The organism is Nonomuraea sp. NPDC047529, from assembly GCF_040642995.1.
GTDB lineage: Bacteria > Actinomycetota > Actinomycetes > Streptosporangiales > Streptosporangiaceae > Nonomuraea.
Genome location: NZ_JBEYTJ010000048.1, coordinates 1 through 18,546, shown reverse-complemented (window position 1 = coordinate 18,546; position 18,546 = coordinate 1). Strand labels below are relative to the sequence as shown.

Annotated in this window: 16 protein-coding genes and 1 riboswitch; of the genes, 11 read left to right on the top strand and 5 right to left on the bottom strand. The window is 75.5% G+C overall.

Features of this window, described 5'->3' with window-relative positions; translation table 11 throughout:
- Positions 1 to 10 precede the first annotated feature (10 nt).
- The 6 genes from ABZ815_RS45215 to ABZ815_RS45190 all read left to right on the top strand — a co-directional run bounded on the left by ABZ815_RS45215 (position 11) and on the right by ABZ815_RS45190 (position 7,556).
- A complete protein-coding gene (locus tag ABZ815_RS45215) occupies positions 11 to 1,072 on the top strand; it encodes a peptidase (RefSeq protein ID WP_357707947.1) in 1,062 nt (353 codons plus the stop codon).
- 270 nt (positions 1,073 to 1,342) lie between these two features.
- On the top strand, positions 1,343 to 2,617 hold the full coding sequence (locus tag ABZ815_RS45210; RefSeq protein ID WP_357707946.1) for a hypothetical protein: 1,275 nt from the start codon (positions 1,343 to 1,345) through the stop codon (positions 2,615 to 2,617).
- A 4-nt stretch (positions 2,618 to 2,621) separates the two neighbouring features.
- Entirely contained in the window at positions 2,622 to 4,235 is a 1,614-nt protein-coding gene (locus ABZ815_RS45205) for a carbamoyltransferase C-terminal domain-containing protein (RefSeq protein ID WP_357707945.1), read from the top strand.
- The gene (locus tag ABZ815_RS45200; RefSeq protein WP_357707944.1) at positions 4,232 to 5,446 is read left to right on the top strand and encodes a hypothetical protein; all 1,215 of its coding nucleotides are present in this window, start codon (positions 4,232 to 4,234) and stop codon (positions 5,444 to 5,446) included. The genes ABZ815_RS45205 and ABZ815_RS45200 overlap by 4 nt, the downstream gene beginning before the upstream one ends.
- A 29-nt stretch (positions 5,447 to 5,475) precedes the next feature.
- Positions 5,476 to 6,522, top strand: coding sequence for a GNAT family N-acetyltransferase (locus ABZ815_RS45195; protein WP_357707943.1), 1,047 nt, complete (start codon positions 5,476 to 5,478; stop codon positions 6,520 to 6,522).
- A 20-nt stretch (positions 6,523 to 6,542) separates the two neighbouring features.
- Positions 6,543 to 7,556: a class I SAM-dependent methyltransferase gene (locus ABZ815_RS45190; RefSeq protein WP_357707942.1), complete on the top strand. Its 1,014-nt coding sequence runs from the start codon at positions 6,543 to 6,545 to the stop codon at positions 7,554 to 7,556.
- Positions 7,557 to 7,583: 27 nt separating this feature from the next.
- Here ABZ815_RS45190 and ABZ815_RS45185 read toward each other — a convergent pair whose 3' ends face one another.
- Positions 7,584 to 8,207 (bottom strand): carboxymuconolactone decarboxylase family protein, encoded by a 624-nt coding sequence (locus ABZ815_RS45185; RefSeq protein WP_357707940.1) that lies wholly within the window; start codon positions 8,205 to 8,207, stop codon positions 7,584 to 7,586.
- A gap of 205 nt (positions 8,208 to 8,412) precedes the next feature.
- Here ABZ815_RS45185 and ABZ815_RS45180 point away from each other — a divergent pair, with 205 nt between their 5' ends.
- Positions 8,413 to 9,630, top strand: a complete 1,218-nt coding sequence (locus tag ABZ815_RS45180; RefSeq protein ID WP_357707939.1) for a multidrug effflux MFS transporter — start codon at positions 8,413 to 8,415, stop codon at positions 9,628 to 9,630.
- Positions 9,631 to 9,719: 89 nt separating this feature from the next.
- Here the strand turns inward: ABZ815_RS45180 and ABZ815_RS45175 are convergent, their stop codons facing one another.
- Positions 9,720 to 10,652: a MerR family transcriptional regulator gene (locus ABZ815_RS45175; RefSeq protein WP_357707937.1), complete on the bottom strand. Its 933-nt coding sequence runs from the start codon at positions 10,650 to 10,652 to the stop codon at positions 9,720 to 9,722.
- Positions 10,653 to 10,733: 81 nt separating this feature from the next.
- A riboswitch (ZMP/ZTP riboswitch) is annotated at positions 10,734 to 10,820 on the top strand.
- A gap of 22 nt (positions 10,821 to 10,842) precedes the next feature.
- On the opposite strand from ABZ815_RS45175, the gene ABZ815_RS45170 reads away from it, so the two are divergent.
- Positions 10,843 to 12,297 (top strand): glycine hydroxymethyltransferase, encoded by a 1,455-nt coding sequence (locus tag ABZ815_RS45170; RefSeq protein ID WP_357707935.1) that lies wholly within the window; start codon positions 10,843 to 10,845, stop codon positions 12,295 to 12,297.
- 46 nt (positions 12,298 to 12,343) lie between these two features.
- Here ABZ815_RS45170 and ABZ815_RS45165 read toward each other — a convergent pair whose 3' ends face one another.
- Together ABZ815_RS45165 and ABZ815_RS45160 are read right to left on the bottom strand one after the other, a co-directional pair.
- The gene (locus ABZ815_RS45165) at positions 12,344 to 12,847 is read right to left on the bottom strand and encodes an NUDIX domain-containing protein (RefSeq protein WP_357707934.1); all 504 of its coding nucleotides are present in this window, start codon (positions 12,845 to 12,847) and stop codon (positions 12,344 to 12,346) included.
- A 55-nt stretch (positions 12,848 to 12,902) separates the two neighbouring features.
- The gene (locus tag ABZ815_RS45160) at positions 12,903 to 14,246 is read right to left on the bottom strand and encodes a hypothetical protein (protein ID WP_357707932.1); all 1,344 of its coding nucleotides are present in this window, start codon (positions 14,244 to 14,246) and stop codon (positions 12,903 to 12,905) included.
- Positions 14,247 to 14,370: 124 nt separating this feature from the next.
- On the opposite strand from ABZ815_RS45160, the gene ABZ815_RS45155 reads away from it, so the two are divergent.
- On the top strand, positions 14,371 to 15,849 hold the full coding sequence (locus tag ABZ815_RS45155) for a hypothetical protein (protein WP_357707931.1): 1,479 nt from the start codon (positions 14,371 to 14,373) through the stop codon (positions 15,847 to 15,849).
- Positions 15,850 to 15,948: 99 nt separating this feature from the next.
- The gene (locus ABZ815_RS45150; protein ID WP_357707930.1) at positions 15,949 to 16,755 is read left to right on the top strand and encodes an alpha/beta hydrolase; all 807 of its coding nucleotides are present in this window, start codon (positions 15,949 to 15,951) and stop codon (positions 16,753 to 16,755) included.
- Positions 16,756 to 16,779: 24 nt separating this feature from the next.
- Here ABZ815_RS45150 and ABZ815_RS45145 read toward each other — a convergent pair whose 3' ends face one another.
- Positions 16,780 to 17,250, bottom strand: coding sequence for a PPOX class F420-dependent oxidoreductase (locus ABZ815_RS45145; RefSeq protein ID WP_357707929.1), 471 nt, complete (start codon positions 17,248 to 17,250; stop codon positions 16,780 to 16,782).
- Positions 17,251 to 17,406: 156 nt separating this feature from the next.
- On the opposite strand from ABZ815_RS45145, the gene ABZ815_RS45140 reads away from it, so the two are divergent.
- Positions 17,407 to 18,546, top strand: a 1,140-nt coding sequence (locus ABZ815_RS45140; protein WP_357707927.1) for a serine/threonine-protein kinase, incomplete at its 3' end; no start/stop codon positions are given.

Genomic DNA, 18,546 nt, shown 5'->3' with positions numbered 1-18,546 from the left:
GAGGTACGTCATGCACCGCAGAGTCGTCCTGCTGTCCGTCGTCGCGCTCGCCGTGGCGGGCGCGCCGGTACCCGCCCAGGCGGGAACCACGTCCGCCCCCGGGCCCGTGGGCTGGTCGGGGGCCGGCACGTCGTCCGAGCGCAGGACCGTCACGGAGTACTGGACGCCGGAGCGCATGCGGGCGGCCAGACCGCTCTCCGCGCCCGCGCCGCGCCGCAGGACGTCCTCCGACGGGCCGACGCAGGGTTCGCCGTGGGCGTCCCGCGGCGTCACGGGCTCCCGCCGGATCACGACCTCCTCCTGGACCGGCGGTGGCGGCGCGGCCGCCGCCACGGGCGCCGGGGGCACGGCGGCGGCCGGCCGGCAGGCGGCGCCGGTGCAGAACAGTCCCGGCCAGGCGTGGGCCGACGGGGGCGGCGTCGTCCGCACGGTCGGCCGGGTGTTCTTCACCACCGCCGAGGGAGGTACGGCCTCCTGCTCGGGCACCGCCGTGACCAGCGCCAACCAGAGCGTCGTGATGACCGCGGGCCACTGCGTCAAGCTGAACGGCGCCGCCCACCGCAACTGGGTGTTCGTCCCGGGCTTCGCCAACGGCCGCCGCCCGTTCGGCACGTGGGTGGCCACCCGGGTGCTGACCACCCAGCAGTGGAACACCAACGAGGACATCAACTTCGACGTCGCCGCCGTCGTGGTCGCGCCCTTACAGGGACGCACGCTCACCGACGTCGTCGGCGGGCAGGGGGTGGCCTTCAACCAGCCCACCGGACGGCAGATGTTCTCCTTCGGCTACCCGGCCGCCGCCCCCTTCGACGGCTCTGACCTGGTGTTCTGCAGCGGGAAGGCGTTCAAGGACCCGGTCAGGACGCGCGACCAGGGGCTGCGTTGCGCGATGACCGGCGGGTCGAGCGGCGGGCCGTGGTTCGAGGGGTTCGACACCTCCACCGGGCTCGGCTGGCTGAACTCCGTCAACAGCTTCAAGTACGACTTCGCCCCCGACTTCATGTTCGGCCCCTTCTTCGGCAACGAGGCCATGGCCGTCTACCAGGCCGCACAACGCTCCGGCGCCGCCTGACGACCCCTTACTCCTCCGGTTGATCCGTTTTGGTCCCCCCAACCGGTATTCCGGCCGCACGGCGGACGCTCTGATCCGGCGCACGAACGCCATCACGCCGCCAGGCGACTACCGGGGGACCACGGTGACCCACGCCCACGCCGCTCTCCACCACCGCACCCACACCCAGACCCACCCCCACGCCCATCGCCCCTTCCGTGAGCGGCGAGCTGCCCGTGCCCTTCCCAGTACCGGCGCTCCGGCCGCCGGGCCGCTGCCTGAACTCCCCCTGTGCCGTGTCCGGGGGCCGCGGGCGGGCGGCTCGTGAGCGCGGTGGACGCGGTCGTGCCCCGCCCGGTGGCGGTGCTGCGGCTGCTGGCGGGGCGGGGCGCGTTCAGGGCCGGTACGCAGGTGGCCGCGGCGGCCCCGGCGACCGTGTGGGACGGGTCCACGTTCGGCCACTTCGCCGCCGCCCTCGGGCTGTGCGGCTGGCTGCTCCTGGTCGCGGACGCGCCGGAGAAGGCGGCGCTGAAGACGCTGGCGCGGGTCAGCCGGATCGGCCCGGCGGTCTCCCGGCTCGCGATGGCCATGGCCGCCGCGCCGGTGGCGGTGCTGCTGGCGGTGCTCGTTCCCGTGGCGGTGACCGCGCCGCTGTCCGTGGCGACCCTGTATCTCGCGGCCGGGGCGTGGTCGGCCTGCACGGGCCTGCTGATGGCGGTCTCCGGCCTGCACCGCGTGCGCGGGCGGCCCGTGCTGGACACGATGGCGTTCGGGGCGAGCGGTGGCGTGGTGCTCGCCGTCACCGCCGCCACCCTGTGGATCGGCTGGCCGCCGCAGACACACCTGCTGCTCGTCCTGGCCGGGACGGTCGCGGTGACCTGCGCGGCCCTCGCGGCGCTCCCCCGCGACTGGCTGCCGCTCCTTGGAACGGGTGCCGCCCCTGGACGGCGGTTGCTGCGTCCCCTGGCTCGGGCCACCTGGCTGCTGGGGGTGGCCGACCTGTGTGACGCGCTCTGCTTCGCGGCCGTGTACCTGGTGCTCGGCGTCTCCGGGCGGTCGGGGCAGAGCGGCGTGCTGTACCTCGCGCTGCTTCCGGCGGTCGCGGTCTGCCAGCTCGCCATCTACCTGCTGCGGGTCGCGCAGCCCGCGACCTCGCGGCGGCTGCGCGGGCCCGGCGGGCGGGCCGGGCGGGCCCGCGCGGCCCGGCTCCTGGGCCGGGTCGAGCGGGCGGGGGCCGCCGTCGCCGTCGCGTGCGCGGTCCTGCTCGGGTGGGCGCTGCCGGACGGGCACGCGACGTCGCCCGGGGTGATGGGCGGGCTGGTCCTCGTCGTGCTGGCGCTGTTCCTGACCGTCATGTACGCGGCCTACCTGGTGGAGAACACGAACAACGACGTGCTCGCCGTGACGTCGGCGGGCGCGTTCGCCGGGCTGGTGGCCACCGGGTCGCTGGCGGCCGTCGTCGTGCCGTGGGCGGGGGTCGCCGGTGGCGTGGTGACGCTCGCCCTGGGCGTCCCGGTGAAGGCCCATGTGATGCGCCGGATGCTCATCTCGCGGAACTCGGAGTGACGACATGGACGTACTGGGCATCTCCCGGGCGCACGACTCTGCGGCGGCGCTGGTGCGCGACGGCGAGATCGTGGCGTTGGCCGAGGAGGAGCGCTTCACCCGCGTCCGGCACGACGGCCGGCTCCCCCGGCGGGCGGTCGCGTACTGCCTGGAACAGGCGGGGATCGGGCTGGACGAGGTGGACCACGTCGCCTTCCACGGGCCGCGGGCCGGTTCCCCTCCCGATGGGGAGGTCAGGGAGGCCGCCGGGCACACCGGGCCGGTCGGGTACGGGATGCACCTCGTGGAACACCACCGGGCGTACGCGGCGGGCGCGTTCTACGCGAGCCCGTTCGACTCCGCCGCCGTGCTCACCATGGACGCGGCCGGCACCTGCCTGGCCGTGGCCGACGGCGCGCGGATCAGGCACCTGCGGCACGTCGGCCGGCCCCATTCCCTGGGCGCCCTGTACGCGGCGGTCACCGGCTACCTGGGCTTCCGTCCCGGCAGGGACGAGGACAAGGTGATGGCCCTGGCCGCGTACGGCGACGACACCTACCTCCAGCCCTTCGCCGACCTGCTGCGCCTGACCCCGTACGGCGGCCACGAGCTGGACCTGAGCTGGTTCGAGCCGCACGGGGACGGCGGGCGGCACGCGGTCTCGGCGAAGTTCCTGGACGCCTTCGGCCCGCCGGGACCGCCTGCCGTCGAGACCCCCACCCAGCACTCCGCGGACGTCGCCTTCGCCCTCCAGGCCACCCTTGAGCGGGCCGCGCTGCACCTGGCCCGCTGGCTGCGCGAGACGACCGGTTCGACCCGGCTCGCGGTGGCCGGCGACGCGGCGATGAACCCGATGCTGAACGGCCGCCTGCTGGCCGAGTCCGGCTTCGAGGAACTGTCGGTTCAGCCGGCCGCCGCCTCGCTCGGCGCGGCGCTGGAGGTGAGCGTCGGCCTGTACGGGCGTCCCCGTCCGGCGGGCGGTCAGCTCTTCGCCGGGCCCGGGTTCACCGAGGAACGCATGGAGAAGGCGCTGCGCGACGCGGGCGTGGACTACCGGCGGCCCGGCGACATCGCCCGGCACGCCGCCGCCCGGATCGCCGACGGGCTGATCGTGGGCTGGTTCCAGGGCCGGGCGGAGTGCGGGCCGCGCGGCCTGGGCAACCGGTCGCTGCTGGCCGACCCGCGCGACCCCACCTCCGCCACGCGCATGAACGAGCGGGTCAGGCGGCGGGAGCCGTTCCTGCCGCTGGCGTCGTCGTGCCTGGCCGAACGGTCCGGGGACTACTTCGCGGACGGCCGTCCCTCGCCGGTCATGCTGGTCGGGTTCGACGTGCTGGACCACCGGCGCGGCGAGGTGCCCGCGATCACGCACGTGGACGGCAGCGCCCGCGTCCAGACGGTGAGCCGCGCCGGCAACCCGGACTTCCACGCGCTGATCACCCGCTTCGAGGAGCTGACCGGCGTGCCGATGCTGGCCGGCGCCTCCTTCCGGGACGACGACGAGCCGATCGTGTGCACACCCGAGGACGCCGTCGCCTGCTACCTCAGGACGGGCGCGGACGCGCTGGCCCTCGGCCCGTTCTGGGCCGGGAAACGGCGGTCCGGCGAACCGGAACTCCAGCTGGAGGAGGCCCGATGAGCGGCACGAGGTCCCTGGTGGTGCTCGGGGCGGCGGACGGCTCGCTGTCCACCTACCGGGCGGCGTCCGGCATGGGCCTGCGGACGATCGCGGTGGACCGCTCGGCCGACGCGCCCGGCGTCGCGCTCGCCGACGAGTACCTGCCGGTCAGCACCCACGATCCTGACGCCGTCACCGCCGCGCTCGCCGGACGTGCCGACCTGGCCGGCGTGGTGGCCCCGTCCAGCGACGTCGCGGTGCCCGCGCTGCGGGCGGTGGCCGAGGCGTACGGGCTGCCGGGCCGGCTGTCGGAGACGGCGGCGCGGGCCTCGGTGGACAAGTGGGTGCTGCGCGGCCTCCTCGACGACCTGGGCGTGTCCTCCTACCCCTGGATCGTCGGCGACGACCCGGCCGACCTGGCGACGCGGGCGCGGGGGCTGCGCTTCCCCGTGGTCGTCAAGCCGGCCGACGCCCAGAGCGGGCGCGGGGTGAGCAGGTGCGCCGCCCCCGGCGACGTGCTCGCCGCCGCCGAGGAGGCCCGGCGCAGCTCGTACGGCGGGCTGGTGATGGTCGAGGAGGAGATCCGCGGCAGGTTGTGCAACTGCGAGTGCGTCGTGGACGACGGGCGCGTGGCGTTCGTCGCGACCAGCCTGCAGGAGGTGAGCCCGCCGCCGCTGGTGCTGACCATGAGCCGCCGGATGCCGGCCGGGCTGCCCGGCGAGGTCCTGGACACCACGCGCTCGATCATGGACAAGGTCTGCGCCCGCCTGGACTACCGGCGCGGCCCGCTGAACCTCGACCTCATCGTCACCCCGGACGGCCGGCCGTACGTCATCGAGCTCGGCCTGCGGACGGGCGGCAACGGCACCGACGACATGGTGCGGTCCTGCCACGGCGTCGATCCGGTGCTGGCCGCCGTGCGGGCGGCGGTGGGCCTGCCGATCGAGCTGCGGCCGCATCCGCCCAGGCCGGTCCTGTGGCAGGTGCTGACCGCCGGGCGGGCGGGCGAGCTGGTGTCGGTGTCCGGCGTGGAGGAGGCCAGGGCCCTGCCGGGGGTGGCCGAGCTGGTCCTGCTGGCCCGCCCCGGACAGCGGGTACGGCCCTACCGCGACGTCTCCGACCGGCTCGGCTGGTTCGTCGTGCACGCGTCCGGCCCGGCGGAGCTGGAGGCGGCCGCCGCCGCCGTGACGCGGACGCTGCGCTTCGAGGTGCGGGGCGATGGACGGCGTTGACGTGGCCCGCCCGGCCGGCGAGGAGGGCGATGTACGGCGTTGAGGTGGCGCGCTCGATCAGCGAGGTCGGCGCCGGGGAGTGGGACGCGCTCGCCGACGGCGTGCCCTTCGTGCGACACCACTGGCTGGTCCTGGCCGAGCGCGTCCTGGCCGAGCACCGGCCCCGCTACCTGCTGGTCCGCAAGGACGGCGGGCTCGTGGCCGCGGCGGTGTGCGCGCTGGAGCACCGGCTGCACAACCCGGTGCTGGAGTCCCGGTTCGGGCGGCTGACCAGGCGGTGGCCGTTCCTGCAGGTCCAGGCGCCGATGACGGCGACGTCCGGGCTGCTGGGCGGTGAGGGGCCGCAGCGGCGGGTCCTGCTGCGGGCGGTGCGGTCGCTGGTCAGGCGCGAGCGGCTGCTGTTCTGCGTGGTCGACCACCTGCCGTACGCCGCCGGGCAGCCGGGCTACAGCCGCCTGGGCTGGCTGCCGGAGACGCTGCTGGACCTGACGTGGCCGTCGTACGAGGCGTACCTGGACCATCTGCCGCGCAAGAGGCGCGCCGAGATCCGGCGGACGCAGCGCCGGGCCGAGCGGGAGGGCATCGAGGTCCGGCCGCTCCTCGCCGGGCCCGGCGGGGAACTGGGCCGGCTGCTGGACCGGATGGTGGCCGCGGTGGACCTGCGCCACGGGCCGCACGTCTTCTACCGGCCCGGCCTGTTCCCCGAGGCGGCCGGCGTCCTGGGGGCGGACCTGACCGTCCTGGCCGCCTACCGGCACGGCGCGCCGGCGGGCTGCGTGGCGCTGCTGCGCGACGGCGACGAGCTGGTCGCCCGGTGGATCGGGCGCGACTACGCGCGTACGGAGGGCACCGCCGTCTACCACGCGCTGCTCACGGCGTGCGTACGGGCCGCCGTCGGCTCGGGCGCGCGCAGGCTGCGGCTCGGCGGCGCGGCGTACGAGACGAAGAAGCAGTTCGGGGTGCGGCTGGAGCCGCGCAGCCGGTTGTTCGCCGCCCGCAGCGGGATGGTCACCCGGTTCGTGGGCGGGCTGGGCCACCGCCTGGACCCCCCGCAGCTCCTGCCCCCCAGCACGTGACCCGGAAAGGACGAGGGCCGGTGCGCGCCTCCTATCTCCCTTCGCTGACCCTGGACGAGTACCTGCGCCTGGTCGCGACCGTCCACCCGCAGGTGCACGCCGTGCTGGACTTCGACCGGCCGGGCGCGGCGCGGGCGCTCGGCGTGCTCGTCGCGACCAGCAGCGAGTTCGACTCCGACCACGGCGGGCGGGGCGACTCCTACCGCCGCGCCCAGCAGGACGCGCTCGTGCGCTGGACCGGCATCCGGGCGCTCCTCGGCCTGCTCACCCCCGATCCGGCGGACGGGCCGCCGCTGCTGCTGGACGTCCTCGGCGGGGACGGGACGGTCGCGCGGGCGGCCGCCGGGCGGCTGGGCAGCCTGGACGCCAAGCCGCTGATCATCACCGGCGACCTGTCCGGCCAGATGGTCGACCGGGCCCTGGCCCAGGGGTTGCCCGCGGTGCGCCAGGCCGCCCAGTTCCTGTTCCTGCGGGAGGGGTCGGTCGGCGGGGTGCTGCTGGCGTACGGGACCCATCACATCGACCCGGCCGACCGGCCGGACGCGGTGGCCGAGGCGGCGCGGGTGACCCGGCCGGGCGGCCGGATCGTGCTGCACGACTTCGACGACTCCGGCCCCATGGCGGGGTTCTTCGCGCGGGTCGTGCATCCGCACGCGGCGGGCGGGCACGCCTACCGGCACTTCACCCGGACCGGCCTGGCCGCCCTGTTCGCGGACGCGGACCTGCCCGTACGGGTGCTCGACCTGTACGACCCGCTGATCGTCCGGGCCGGGAGCGAGGCGGCCGCCAAGGAGCGCATGTGCCGCTACGTCGCCGACATGTACGGCCTCGGCGCGTACTTCGCCGCCCTGGGGGACGTCGAGGCGGCCTGGCGGGTCCTGGAACGGCACTTCGACCACGGGACGCACCGGCACACCCCACCCCGCCCGGTCGTCTACCGGCGTGACGGGCAGTACGTCGCGGAGCTCCCGAGGACGGCCCTGGTCGCCCTGGCCACGAAACCCACCGGGCGCCCCTCGGCGGAAGGCGCGTGAACCCCCGGCCCTCAGCGTTCCCGGCGCTCAGCCTTCGTGGTCAGCCCTCCCGGCGCTCGGCCCGCGGTCAGCGCTCGCGGGGCTTCGGGGGTGCTCGCCTGCGAAGACGCGCAGTTGGAGGGCCAGCGTGGCGTAGTAGCCGACCAGCGTGGTCAGCTCGAACAGGCCGCGCTCGCCGAGCGCCGCCGTGACCGCCCGGTAGTCCTCCTCGCTCAGCGTCCCCGCCCCGGTCAGCTCGCGGGCGGCGTGCACGGCGGCGCGTTCGGCCGGGTCGGCCAGGTCGGGCGGCCGCCCCTCGCGCAACGCGGTCAGCTCGGCGTCGGTCAGGCCGCAGGCCCGGCCCACCGCCTCGTGCGCGGCGCGCTCGAACTCGCTGCCCCAATGGGCGGCCACCACGAGGATCGCCAGCTCCCTGGCCCGGCCGGGCAGCACCGAGCCGTAGCGCACCGCCGCGCCCAGCGCCTGGAGCGCGCCGCCGACCGGCGGGCTCAGCAGCATGGCGTTGAACGGGCCGCGCAGCCGTCCGCGCTCGTCGGCGAGGGGGAAGACCTGGGGGCCCGCCGCCCGGGGGCCGCCCGTGATGGCGCGGTAGACCTCGGCCTGGGCGTCGTCGAAGTCCTCCGGGGGCAGGGCGGGCAGCCGGGCGGTCATGCGGTGCTCCTGTCTCGGCGACGGCGCGGTCACCCGGCCTCCGCGACCGGCGGACCTGCGGCGACGTCTGCCCCCGGCTGCCGGTGAGGCGGTTAGCCGTGGCCGGATCACGGAACATCCTAGGTCTCTAGCCGCGCGGCCGTCTTGGAGCCATGACCATGGAGTTCGCCACTTCCCACAGCCACCGTCCGCCGGGGCGTGCCTCGTGACCAGGACGGGGGTGTCCGGCCCGCTGCTGGTCGTGCTCGGCCTGCTGTCGGCGGTGGCGCCGCTGGCCACCGACATGTACCTGCCCGTGTTCACCGGCCTGGCGGCCGACCTGGGGACGGGGGCGGCCGGCGTGCAGCTCACGCTGACCGCGTTCCTCACCGGGCTGGCGCTGGGGCAGCTCGTCATCGGGCCGCTGTCGGACCGGTTCGGCCGCCGCGGGCCCATCCTGCTGGCCACCGCGGCGGCCCTGGTCGCCTGCGTCCTGTGCGCGCTCGCGCCGGACATCCGGACGCTCGTCGCCCTGCGCTTCGTGCACGGGTTCGCCGGGTCGGCGGGCATCGTCATCGGCCGCGCGGTGGCGGCCGACCTGACGACCGGCCGGGCGGCGGCGCGGATCTTCTCGCTGCTGGCCTCCGTGGTCGGCGTCGCGCCCGTGGTGGCCCCGCTGATCGGTGGCGCGCTGTCGCCCGCCGGCTGGCGCGTGGAGTTCTGGGTGATGGCCGGGATCTCGGCCGTGATGCTGCTCGGCTCGGCGCTCGTCGTGCCCGAGACGCTGCCGCCCGGCCGCCGGCACGCGGGCGGCCTGGCCGCCACCGGGCGCAACGTGCGGCGGCTGTTCGCCGACCGGGGCTATGTCGGTTACGTCTTCTCCTTCGCGTTCGGCTTCGCGGGGCTCATGGGGTACATCTCGGCCTCGCCCTTCGTCGTGCAGAACGTGCTGGGCCTGTCCACCCCCGCCTACACCGTGACGTTCGCGGCCAACGCGCTGGGCATGACGCTGACCGGCCTGGTGGGGGCCCGCCTGCTGCGCCGGTTCAGCCCGGAGGGTCTGCTGCGGGCTGGGCAGGGGGCGGTGCTGGGGTTGTCGGCCGTCCTGCTGGTGATGCTGGGGGCGGGGCTGGGCGCGGTGGTGGTGCTGCCCGTGCTGTTCGTGCTGGTCAGCTCGTTCACGCTGATCATGGGGAACGCGGCGGCGCTGACGGTGGGACGGGCCCCGTACGCGACCGGCACGGCGGCGGCCGTGATGGGCGCGTTGCAGTTCGCGCTCGGGGCGCTGGTCTCGCCCCTGGTCGGCCTGGGCGGGGAGGACACCGGGCTGCCGATGGGGGTCACGCTGGTGGTCAGCGCGCTGCTCGGCATCGGCGCCCGCCTGCTCACCAGGGGCCTGCCGGAAACCGGCCCCGCCACCGCCGAGGCCCCCGCCCGCGGGTGAGACGGTCGGGGGCTCTTCGTGGTCGAGGGCCCCCACGGTCGAGGACCCCGCGGTCGGTGGCCTTCGCGTTCAGGGCCTTCGCGGTCGGGTCAGGGGGCCGGGTGGGTGTGCAGGGCGGTGAGGAGCCAGTCGAGGGCCGGGGCTGAGGAAGCCGGGGGCGGCCAGGCGTTGATCACGGCGAGGAGCCGGAGGTAGCGCTCCCTGCGGGGGTCGTTCGCCGCTTCCAGCCTGGCCAGCAGCCGCCGCCGGAGCGCGGCGTCGTCGGGGAGGCGCAGGAGGCGCGCGTACTCCCCGGCGACCGCCGCCACGACCGGTGCGGCCTCGGGCCCGGCGGGGTCCACGCCCGCCGCCAGCGCCGCCCCCGCCCGGCCCAGCCCCAGCGACACGGCATCCCGCCGCACCCCTCCCCCGCCGTCGGCGGCACGGTCGGACGCGTGGGACGTGGTCAGGTCGCGCATCGCCGTCCGGAAGGACGGGTCCGCCATCAGCTCGGCCAGCTCCACCCACGCCTCCACCTGCTCCGGCTCGGCGTCGTCCGGCAGTTCCGGGGTCATCGACACCCTGGCCCCCGCGAGCCCCGGCTCCACGTCCGGGACGGCGGCGTCCAGGAAGTCGCCGACCAGGCGGCGGCGTTCGTCCTGCGACAGTTTCGCGAGTCTGTGCATGAGCTCCATCTCCTTGGGCCCCGAGCCGCGCCGGGCCACCGCCGTCAGCACCGCGTGCCGCAGCCGCAGCGTGCGGATCCGCACCGCCAGCGCCTCGGCGTGCGCCGCCGCGACCTGTGCGAGCGTGAGCTCCCGGTCCACGACCTTCCTGACCGTGGCCAGGTCCACGTCCAGGTCGCGCAGGGTGCGGACGAGGTCGAGGCGGGCCGCGGCGGCGGCGTCGTAGAGGCGGTAACCGGCCGGGCTGCGTTCCACCGGCGGCACGATCCCCTGGTCGGAGTAGAACCTGATGGTCTTGACCGATAGCCCGGTCCGCCGCGCCAGATCGCCGATCGTGTAGAGGGTGCCGCCGTCCATGCCTCCACCTTCGCGTCTCCCCTTGGTGGAGGCTCAAGCGCCTCCCTCGTTGCGCGGCCCCGGCCGCTGACCGTAGTGTCAGCCTCGGATCGTGACTGGCGTGATCGTAAGGTGGGACTGACCACCGGGGAGCGGTCCTGGACGTCGCCGCGCGCCTGGGTGCCCTCACTTCGACGGCTCGGGAGAAGTCATGGCTGAAGAGCACCCCCATTCCTACGGCGACCACGACGCTGCAACTGTGTCGGCCGCCTACCGCAACGCGCTCGACGTGATCGCCGCCGTGGAGCCGGGCGTGGCCGGCGCGATCCGCGCCGAGCTGGCCGACCAGCGCGCCTCACTGAAGCTCATCGCGAGCGAGAACTACGCCTCCCCGGCCGTCCTGCTCACGATGGGCACGTGGCTGTCCGACAAGTACGCGGAAGGCACGATCGGCCACCGCTTCTACGCCGGCTGCCAGAACATCGACACCGTCGAGCAGCTCGCGGCCGACCACGCCAAGGCCCTGTTCGGCGCCGAGCACGCCTACGTCCAGCCCCACTCGGGCATCGACGCCAACCTGGTGGCCTTCTGGGGCATCCTGGCCCACAAGGTGGAGGCCCCGGCCCTGGCCGCCGCCGGCGCCCGGCACGTCAACGACCTGTCGGAAGACGACTGGGAGACCCTGCGCAAGGCCCTGGGCGACCAGCGGGCCCTCGGCATGTCGCTGGACGCGGGCGGTCACCTGACCCACGGCTTCCGTCCCAACATCTCGGGCAAGATGTTCCACCAGCGCTCCTACGGCACCGACCCGGAGAGCGGCCTGCTCGACTACGACGCGCTGCGCGAGACCGCCCGCGAGTTCCGGCCGCTGGTGCTGATCGCCGGGTACTCGGCCTACCCGCGGCGCATCGACTTCTCCCGCATGCGGGAGATCGCCGACGAGGTCGGCGCGGTCCTGATGGTGGACATGGCCCACTTCGCCGGGCTGGTGGCGGGCAAGGTGTTCACCGGCGTGCACGACCCGGTGCCGTACGCGCACGTCACCACGACCACCACGCACAAGTCGCTGCGCGGCCCGCGCGGCGGCCTGGTGCTGTGCCAGCGGGAATACGCCGACTCGATCGACCGGGGCTGCCCGATGGTGCTGGGCGGCCCGCTCGGCAACGTCATGGCGGCCAAGGCCGTCGCCCTGGCCGAGGCCCGGCAGTCCGCGTTCGCCGACTACGCGCGGGCGGTGGCCGCCAACGCGGTCGCCCTGGCCGAGGGCCTGGTGCGCCGGGGCGTACGCCTGGTCACCGGCGGCACCGACAACCACCTGGTGCTGCTCGACGTGTCCACGTACGGGCTGACCGGGCGGCAGGCCGAGTCGGCGCTGCTCGACGCCGGGATCGTCACCAATCGCAACGCGATCCCGCGCGACCCCAACGGCGCCTGGTACACCTCGGGCATCCGCGTGGGCACCCCGGCGCTCACCTCACGGGGGTTCGGGACGCAGGAGTTCGACCAGGTCGCCGAGCTGATCGTCGGCGTGCTGACCGACACCACGCCGTCGGCCACCTCCAAGGCCAAGTACGACCTGCCGCAGAGCACCGCCGAGAAGACCCGCGCCGCCGCGGCCGAACTGCTCGCCGCCCACCCGCTCTACCCGGGCCTCGACCTGAGCTGAGCCTTTCTGCCGTCCCCCCGCTCCGGCCTCGGCCGGAGCGGCGCCCTCACCGCGGGTCGCGACGGGCCTGCCGTGCGAAGTAGGCGGACGCCATCCGGGTGTGGATGGGGAACGCCAGCTCGGCGGGGCCGTCGATGACCAGCCATTCGGTCGTCTCGTCCGTGGCCTCCATCGGCGGCAGCCCGGACGCGGTGACGCGCGGGCCCAGGCCGAAGATCAGCACGGTGCCGTCCGGGGCGCTGACCACGTCGAAGAGCGTGACGTCGGCGGCCTCGGCCACCACGCCGGTCTCCTCGCGCAGTTCCCGCACCGCCGCCTGCTGCCAGGACTCCCCCACGTCGATGAACCCACCGGGCAGGGCCAGCTCGCCGCGGTGCGGCTCGACGTCCCGGCGTACCACGAGCAGGCCGTCGTCGACGGGCAGCAGCGTCACCGCGACCGGCAGGGGGTTGAGGTAGCTGGTGTTCCCGCAGGCCGCGCAGGTGCGGGGCCAGGGCTGGGCGGGGGCGAAGGCGGCGCCACAGAAGGAGCAGTACGCGTTCCTGATCACGCCGCGATCCTAGAGCCACCCTGGAAGAACCCGCGGCCTCCCGCCGGCGGCGGGGTCAGCTTGCGACCGCGCGGTCCGCGCGGCCGACCAGGGGGTTGCCGCGGTGGGGCTGCCAGGCGGCGCGCAGGACGCGCAGTTCCTCCCGCACCCGGGCCGAGGAGATCCGCCGGATGTCGTCGCTCAGGTCGAGGACGGTGGCCGCGGCCTGGTCGACCTCGCCCGCGCGCAGAAGGGAGTGGGCCGCCCGCAGCCCGATCAGGGCACGGGTGCGCAGCTCGACCGGCCGCCTGGCCCGCATGGACGCGGCGAAGTGGCGGGCGGCGGTGGCGTGGTCGCCGAGCTGGGTGAGGGTCAGGCCGATCTGGTGTTCCAGGGACTCGCGCCGGTAGTTGCCCGTCCACTCCGACTCGGGCGCGGAGTCGGCGCGTTCGAGCTGGGTCTCGGTGCGGCCGAGCAGCCGGAGGGCGTCCCAGCGGGTCCCGGCGGCGGCGTGGGTCTCGGCGCGCATGCCGGTGATCCACGCCTGGGTGCGGGCGGGGCCGTGCCCGGCCAGCGCGGACGCGGCCGCCTCGGCCAGGGCCAGCGCGTCGCCGTCGTGGCCCAGTTCGGCCGCCTGGACGGCCATGCTGCGCAGGGCGGTGGCGCGCAGCAGCAGGTCGGCGGCCTCGTCGGCGAGGCGCACGCTGCTGATGTAGTAGCGCTGGGCCAGGGCGTGGGCGCCGGCGTCCATGGCCATGTAGGCGGCCAGGTAGCTCAGCTCGGCGGCGGCGGCGAACAGGTCGGGCCTGTGGCGGCCGGTCGTACCGTGCAGGAGGGGGGTGACCTCGCGGGACAGGTAGGCGGCGACCGCGGCGCGGCCGTGGCCGCCGCCGTAGAGGTCGTCCAGGTCGGCGAAGGCGCGGGTGGTGGCGCGGATGCGTTCGACGTCGCCCGCGCCCGCCCGGCGGGCCCCCGCGCGTCCCGCTGGTTGACGCGCCGGACGACGTCCCGACAGAACGGATAAGCCGGATAAGCCGGATAAGGCGGCCAGGGTGAACGTGCGCCGGTTGAGCAGGTCGTCCTCCCCCAGCACGGCCAGCCGGGCGACCGGGTCGCCGCGCCAGGGGTCGTCGGACCACGGCCACCCGCCCGGCTCGGGCCACCCCAGATGCGCCGGGCGCAGGTCGGGCCTGCCCAGGCGGCGGCGGAACGCCTCGATCGCCGCGCGCACCGCCTCGGGGCGCGGGATCGTGCCGGTCAGCCAGTGGCCGACCGCCGAGCGGTCGTAGTGCACGCGCTCGCCACTCTCGGCGGCGACGGCGTTGACGTGCCGCGCGGTGGCCGCGTGCGTCCACCCCGCCTGCTCGATCAACGCCGCGAGCGCCCGGTTGACGACTGGGAGGGTACGCCGGGGCGGCATCTCGTCTTCACATCGCTTCACATCGCGGTGGCCTCGACGGTCCGCCGGACATGGCTCATCGTCAAGGGTGCGGACCGTGGCCCCCGGGTGACGGTCCTGAGCCGGTTGCGACGAGGGAGGTCTGATGGACGGGCTGGACGGCGAGGACCGGCGCGTGACCGGGCTGGAGGAGGCGGCGCACGAGGAGCTGACGACCGCGCTGGCGGGCCGCCCGCTGGTGTGCGTCGAACGGTTCAGCACGGCGTTGCGCACCGGTTACACCGGCCCGGCCTCGATCGGGGCGCTGCGCCCGGCTCTGAGCATCGGCTGCTACTCGGCCTGGGACCCGGCGCTGCCCGGCATGGTCGTCGCCGCCGAGGACCGCACCAGGACCCGCTCGGTCGCCGACCGGCGCGCCTGGCTGCCCCGCGTCCGGCACGAGGCCGCCCGGCACCTGCTCAAGCTGGACCGCCCGCCGGTCGTCTTCACCTGGTACGACAACGCCCGGCTGCGTGAGCTGGCCGGCCCCGGCGGCGTGGTCGCGGCCATCGACGCCGACGTGCGGGCCGCGATCGAGGCCAAGCACCTGCTGGACGACCTGCTGCGGGCGGCCGGCGTGCCGGCGGTGGCCCGGGTCCCCTGCGTGCACGTCGAGCGGCTGCCCGGACTCGCCGAGCTGCGGCGCGCGGTCGGCACCGAACGGGTCGTGGTGCAGGCGGGCGGGCGGGCGGACCGGCACGGCACCGTCGTCGTCGCCGACGAGAGGGACATGCCCCGGGCGGCCCGGCTGCTGGGGCCGTACCGGGTGGCGGCGTACGTGCCGGGCTGGCCGTGCACGATTGCGGTGCTCAGCGTGCCCGGCGGCGACGGCGGCGTCCGGGTGTACGCCGACCGCCCCGCCCACACCTCGGCCGGGATCGCCGAGCTGGGCGCGGGGCCGATGCGCAGCACGGGCGACGACTGGTCGCGTCCCTGGCCGACGTCCGCAGCCGCGCTGCTCGTCGAGTGCGCCGAGCGCATCGCGTCCTGGGCCTGGCGCAGGTACGGCGCGGCCGGCCTGTTCAGCGTGGAGGCCATCCTCACGCCGGACGAGCGGGTCTACCTGTCGTCGATCAAGTGGCGGCACCACGAGGGCACCGAGGTGTCGTCGGTCAACCAGCAGGCGGCCGGGCTGCCCCCGTTCGTGCTGGCCCACCTGTCGGTGATGCTCGGCGGGCCGGTGACCTGGCTGGGGGACGCGCACGAGTTCAACCAGCGCACGCTGCTGCGCGCGGCCCGGCCGGGCGGCCCCTTCCACGTCAGGGTCCGCCTGGACCGCGACACCCCCGTACGCGTGGTCGCCGCCCAGGGCTCCGGCGTCTACCGTCTGGACCGGTCGGGACACCTGCGGTGGGTGCGGCGGGGGGCGCACCCGTCCGACGCGCGGGCGGGTCAGGGCGAGTTCCTGCTGGCCAACCTGCCCGAGCCGGACGTCGTCTGCCATCCGGGGGCCGACCTGGCCACCGTCGAGGGGGTCGCCGAGGGCACGGCGCACCCGTTCGACGGCCCGGACGCCGTCTCCCCGGCCACCCGGCGGATCGTCGCGGCCGTCGAGAACCTGTTCGACGAGGTCAAAGAGCCCTGATCACGAGATTTCGACGAGCTGCCCGCAGGACCGATGAGTTCGCGCGCCCGCGGGAGTCCAACCCGGCGTCACCCCGATTCCGAGGAAGGACCCACACCGATGAGCACCACGCACATTCTCGACATCCCGGGCGGCCGCCTGCGCTACCACGTCCGCGGCAGCGGCCCCCTGCTGCTGCTCGTGGGCGCGCCGATGAACGCCGAGGCCTTCGTCCCGCTGGCCGAGGAGCTGGCCGGGGAGCACACCGTCGTCACGCACGACCCGCGCGGCGTGTCCGGCAGCACGCTCGACGACCCCGACCAGGACTCCACCCCGGCCCTGCGCGCCGACGACGCGATCGCGATCATGGACGCGCTCGGCGCCGAGTCCGCCGACGTGCTCGGCAGCAGCGGCGGCGCGGTGACCGGCCTGGCCCTGGTCGCCCGCCACCCCACCCGCGTGCGCACGCTCGTCGCGCACGAGCCGCCCGTGCTGGAGCTGCTGCCCGACGTGGCCCAGCGGCGCGCCGAGGTGGACGACATCATCGAGACGTTCCGCCGGGAGGGCCCGGGGGCGGCGTTCGGGAAGTTCATGGCCACCGCGGGCTTCGAGGGCGGCGAGGACGCCCCGCCCCCGCCGCCGAGCGAGTCGCCCGAGCAGGACCTGGCCGACGCCGCCCACTTCTTCCTGCACGAGCTGCGCGGCACCACCCGTTACGTCCCCGACGTCGCGGCGCTGAAGGCCGGACCGGCCCGGGTCGTCGTGGGCATCGGGGCCGAGTCGGGCGGCCTGCTCACCTACCGCACCTCGCAGGCGCTGGCCGACCTGCTCGGCACGCCGCCGGTCGAGTTCCCCGGCGAGCACGGCGGCTTCGTCGACCGGCCGAAGGAGTTCGCCGACGTGCTGCGCGAGGTGCTGGCCCGCTGACGCGGCGGGCCCACGGCGGCGCGCTCAGCCGCCGGAGGTCGCACCGGCCGGGAAGCCGCCGGTCGCGATCGGCCCCCAGCGGTCGATCGAGATCCGGATCAGCGACTTGTTCTGGCGGCGCATGGCCTCCCGGTACTCCTCCCAGTCGGGGTGCTCGCCGGCGATGCACCGGTAGTAGTCCACCAGCGCGTCGAGGGCCTCGGGCAGGTCCAGGACCTCTCCCCGTCCGTCCACCTGGACGTACGGGCCGTCCCAGTCGTCGGACAGCACGCACATCGACACGCGCTCGTCGCGCCGCACGTTCCGGGCCTTGGCGCGCTCGGGGTAGGTGGAGACCACGATCCGGCCCTCGCCGTCGAGGCCGCACGAGACCGGCGAGAGCTGGGGACGCCCGTCGGCGCGGGTCGTCGAGAGCAGGCCGTGATGCCGGGGGCGGAGGAAGTCGAGAAGTTCGGGCAGGTCGACGCGGCGGGCGGTCGCGATCCTCGGAGCCATCTGGGACGCCTTTCCTGTGCGGTGCCGGCTTCTCCTGTGCGGTGCCGGATTCGATCCTGCCATCCGGCGCGGGCCCCGCCTTCCGGGGCCCGGCCGAACGGCCCTAGGGTGTGGTTCGCCGACATGTCCCCGTACGTGCCCGAGGAAGGGAGCGGAATGCCGGAAGTCCGTCCGCTCCGGCCGGGCGATCCCGAGAGGATCGGCGACCACCGGCTGCTCGGCGTGCTCGGCTCCGGCGGGCAGGGAGTCGTCTACAAGGGCGTCGACGGCACGGGCCGCGAGGTCGCGGTCAAGCTGCTGCACAGCCACCTGACCCAGGACGACGCCGTCACCCGGGGCCTCCTGCGCGAGGCCGAGGCGGCGCGCCGGGTGGCCGCCTTCTGCACCGCCGCCGTGCTGGACGTGGGGGTGGCCGACGGGCGGCCGTACATCGTGAGCGAGTACGTCGCGGGCGACACCCTGCAGAGGCTCGTCCGGGAGTCGGGGCCGCGTACGGGGGGCGCGCTGGACCGGCTGGCGATCTCCACGCTGACCGCGCTGGCCGCCATCCACGAGGCCGGCATCGTGCACCGCGACTTCAAGCCGGGCAACGTGCTGATGGGGCCCGAGGGGCCGATCGTGATCGACTTCGGCATCGCCAAGGCGCTGGGGGCGACGACGATGGCCTCGGCGCCGATGGGGACGCCGGCGTACATGTCGCCGGAGCAGTTCGCGGGTGAGCGGGTCGGGCCGGCGTCCGACGTGTTCAGCTGGGCGGGGACGATGGTGTTCGCGGCCACCGGTCATCCGCCGTACGCCGGGGAGACGGTCGCCGCCATCCTGCACAAGGTCATGAGCGGCGTACCGGACCTGACGGGCCTGCCGGCCCGCCTGGTGGAGCCGATCCGGTCCTGCCTCGCCAAGGACCCCGCCGCCCGCCCCACCCCCGCCGCCCTCCTGCGCCACCTCATCAGCACCCCCGGCACCCCCCACCCGGCCTCCCTCCAGACCCCACCACCTCCCCCCGCGACCGGGGCGACGGTTCCCCCTGCCGGGGCCGGGGCGACGGGCCCGGGGACGGTTCCGCCGCCCGGGGCCGGGGCTACCGGGCCCGCGTTTCATGGGGAGCTGACCAGGCCGGGCGCGAATCGGCGGGTCAGCCGGCGGGCCGTGATGGTCGGCGGTGCGGCGGCCGTGGCCGCCGCCGCCACGTCCGCGGTCCACCTCCTGCGCCCCGCGCACAGCCACGCCCCCCACCCGCACCCCCGCCCCACCCGCGACCCGACCGGCCCCCCCGCGTCGGGCACGCCGACGACC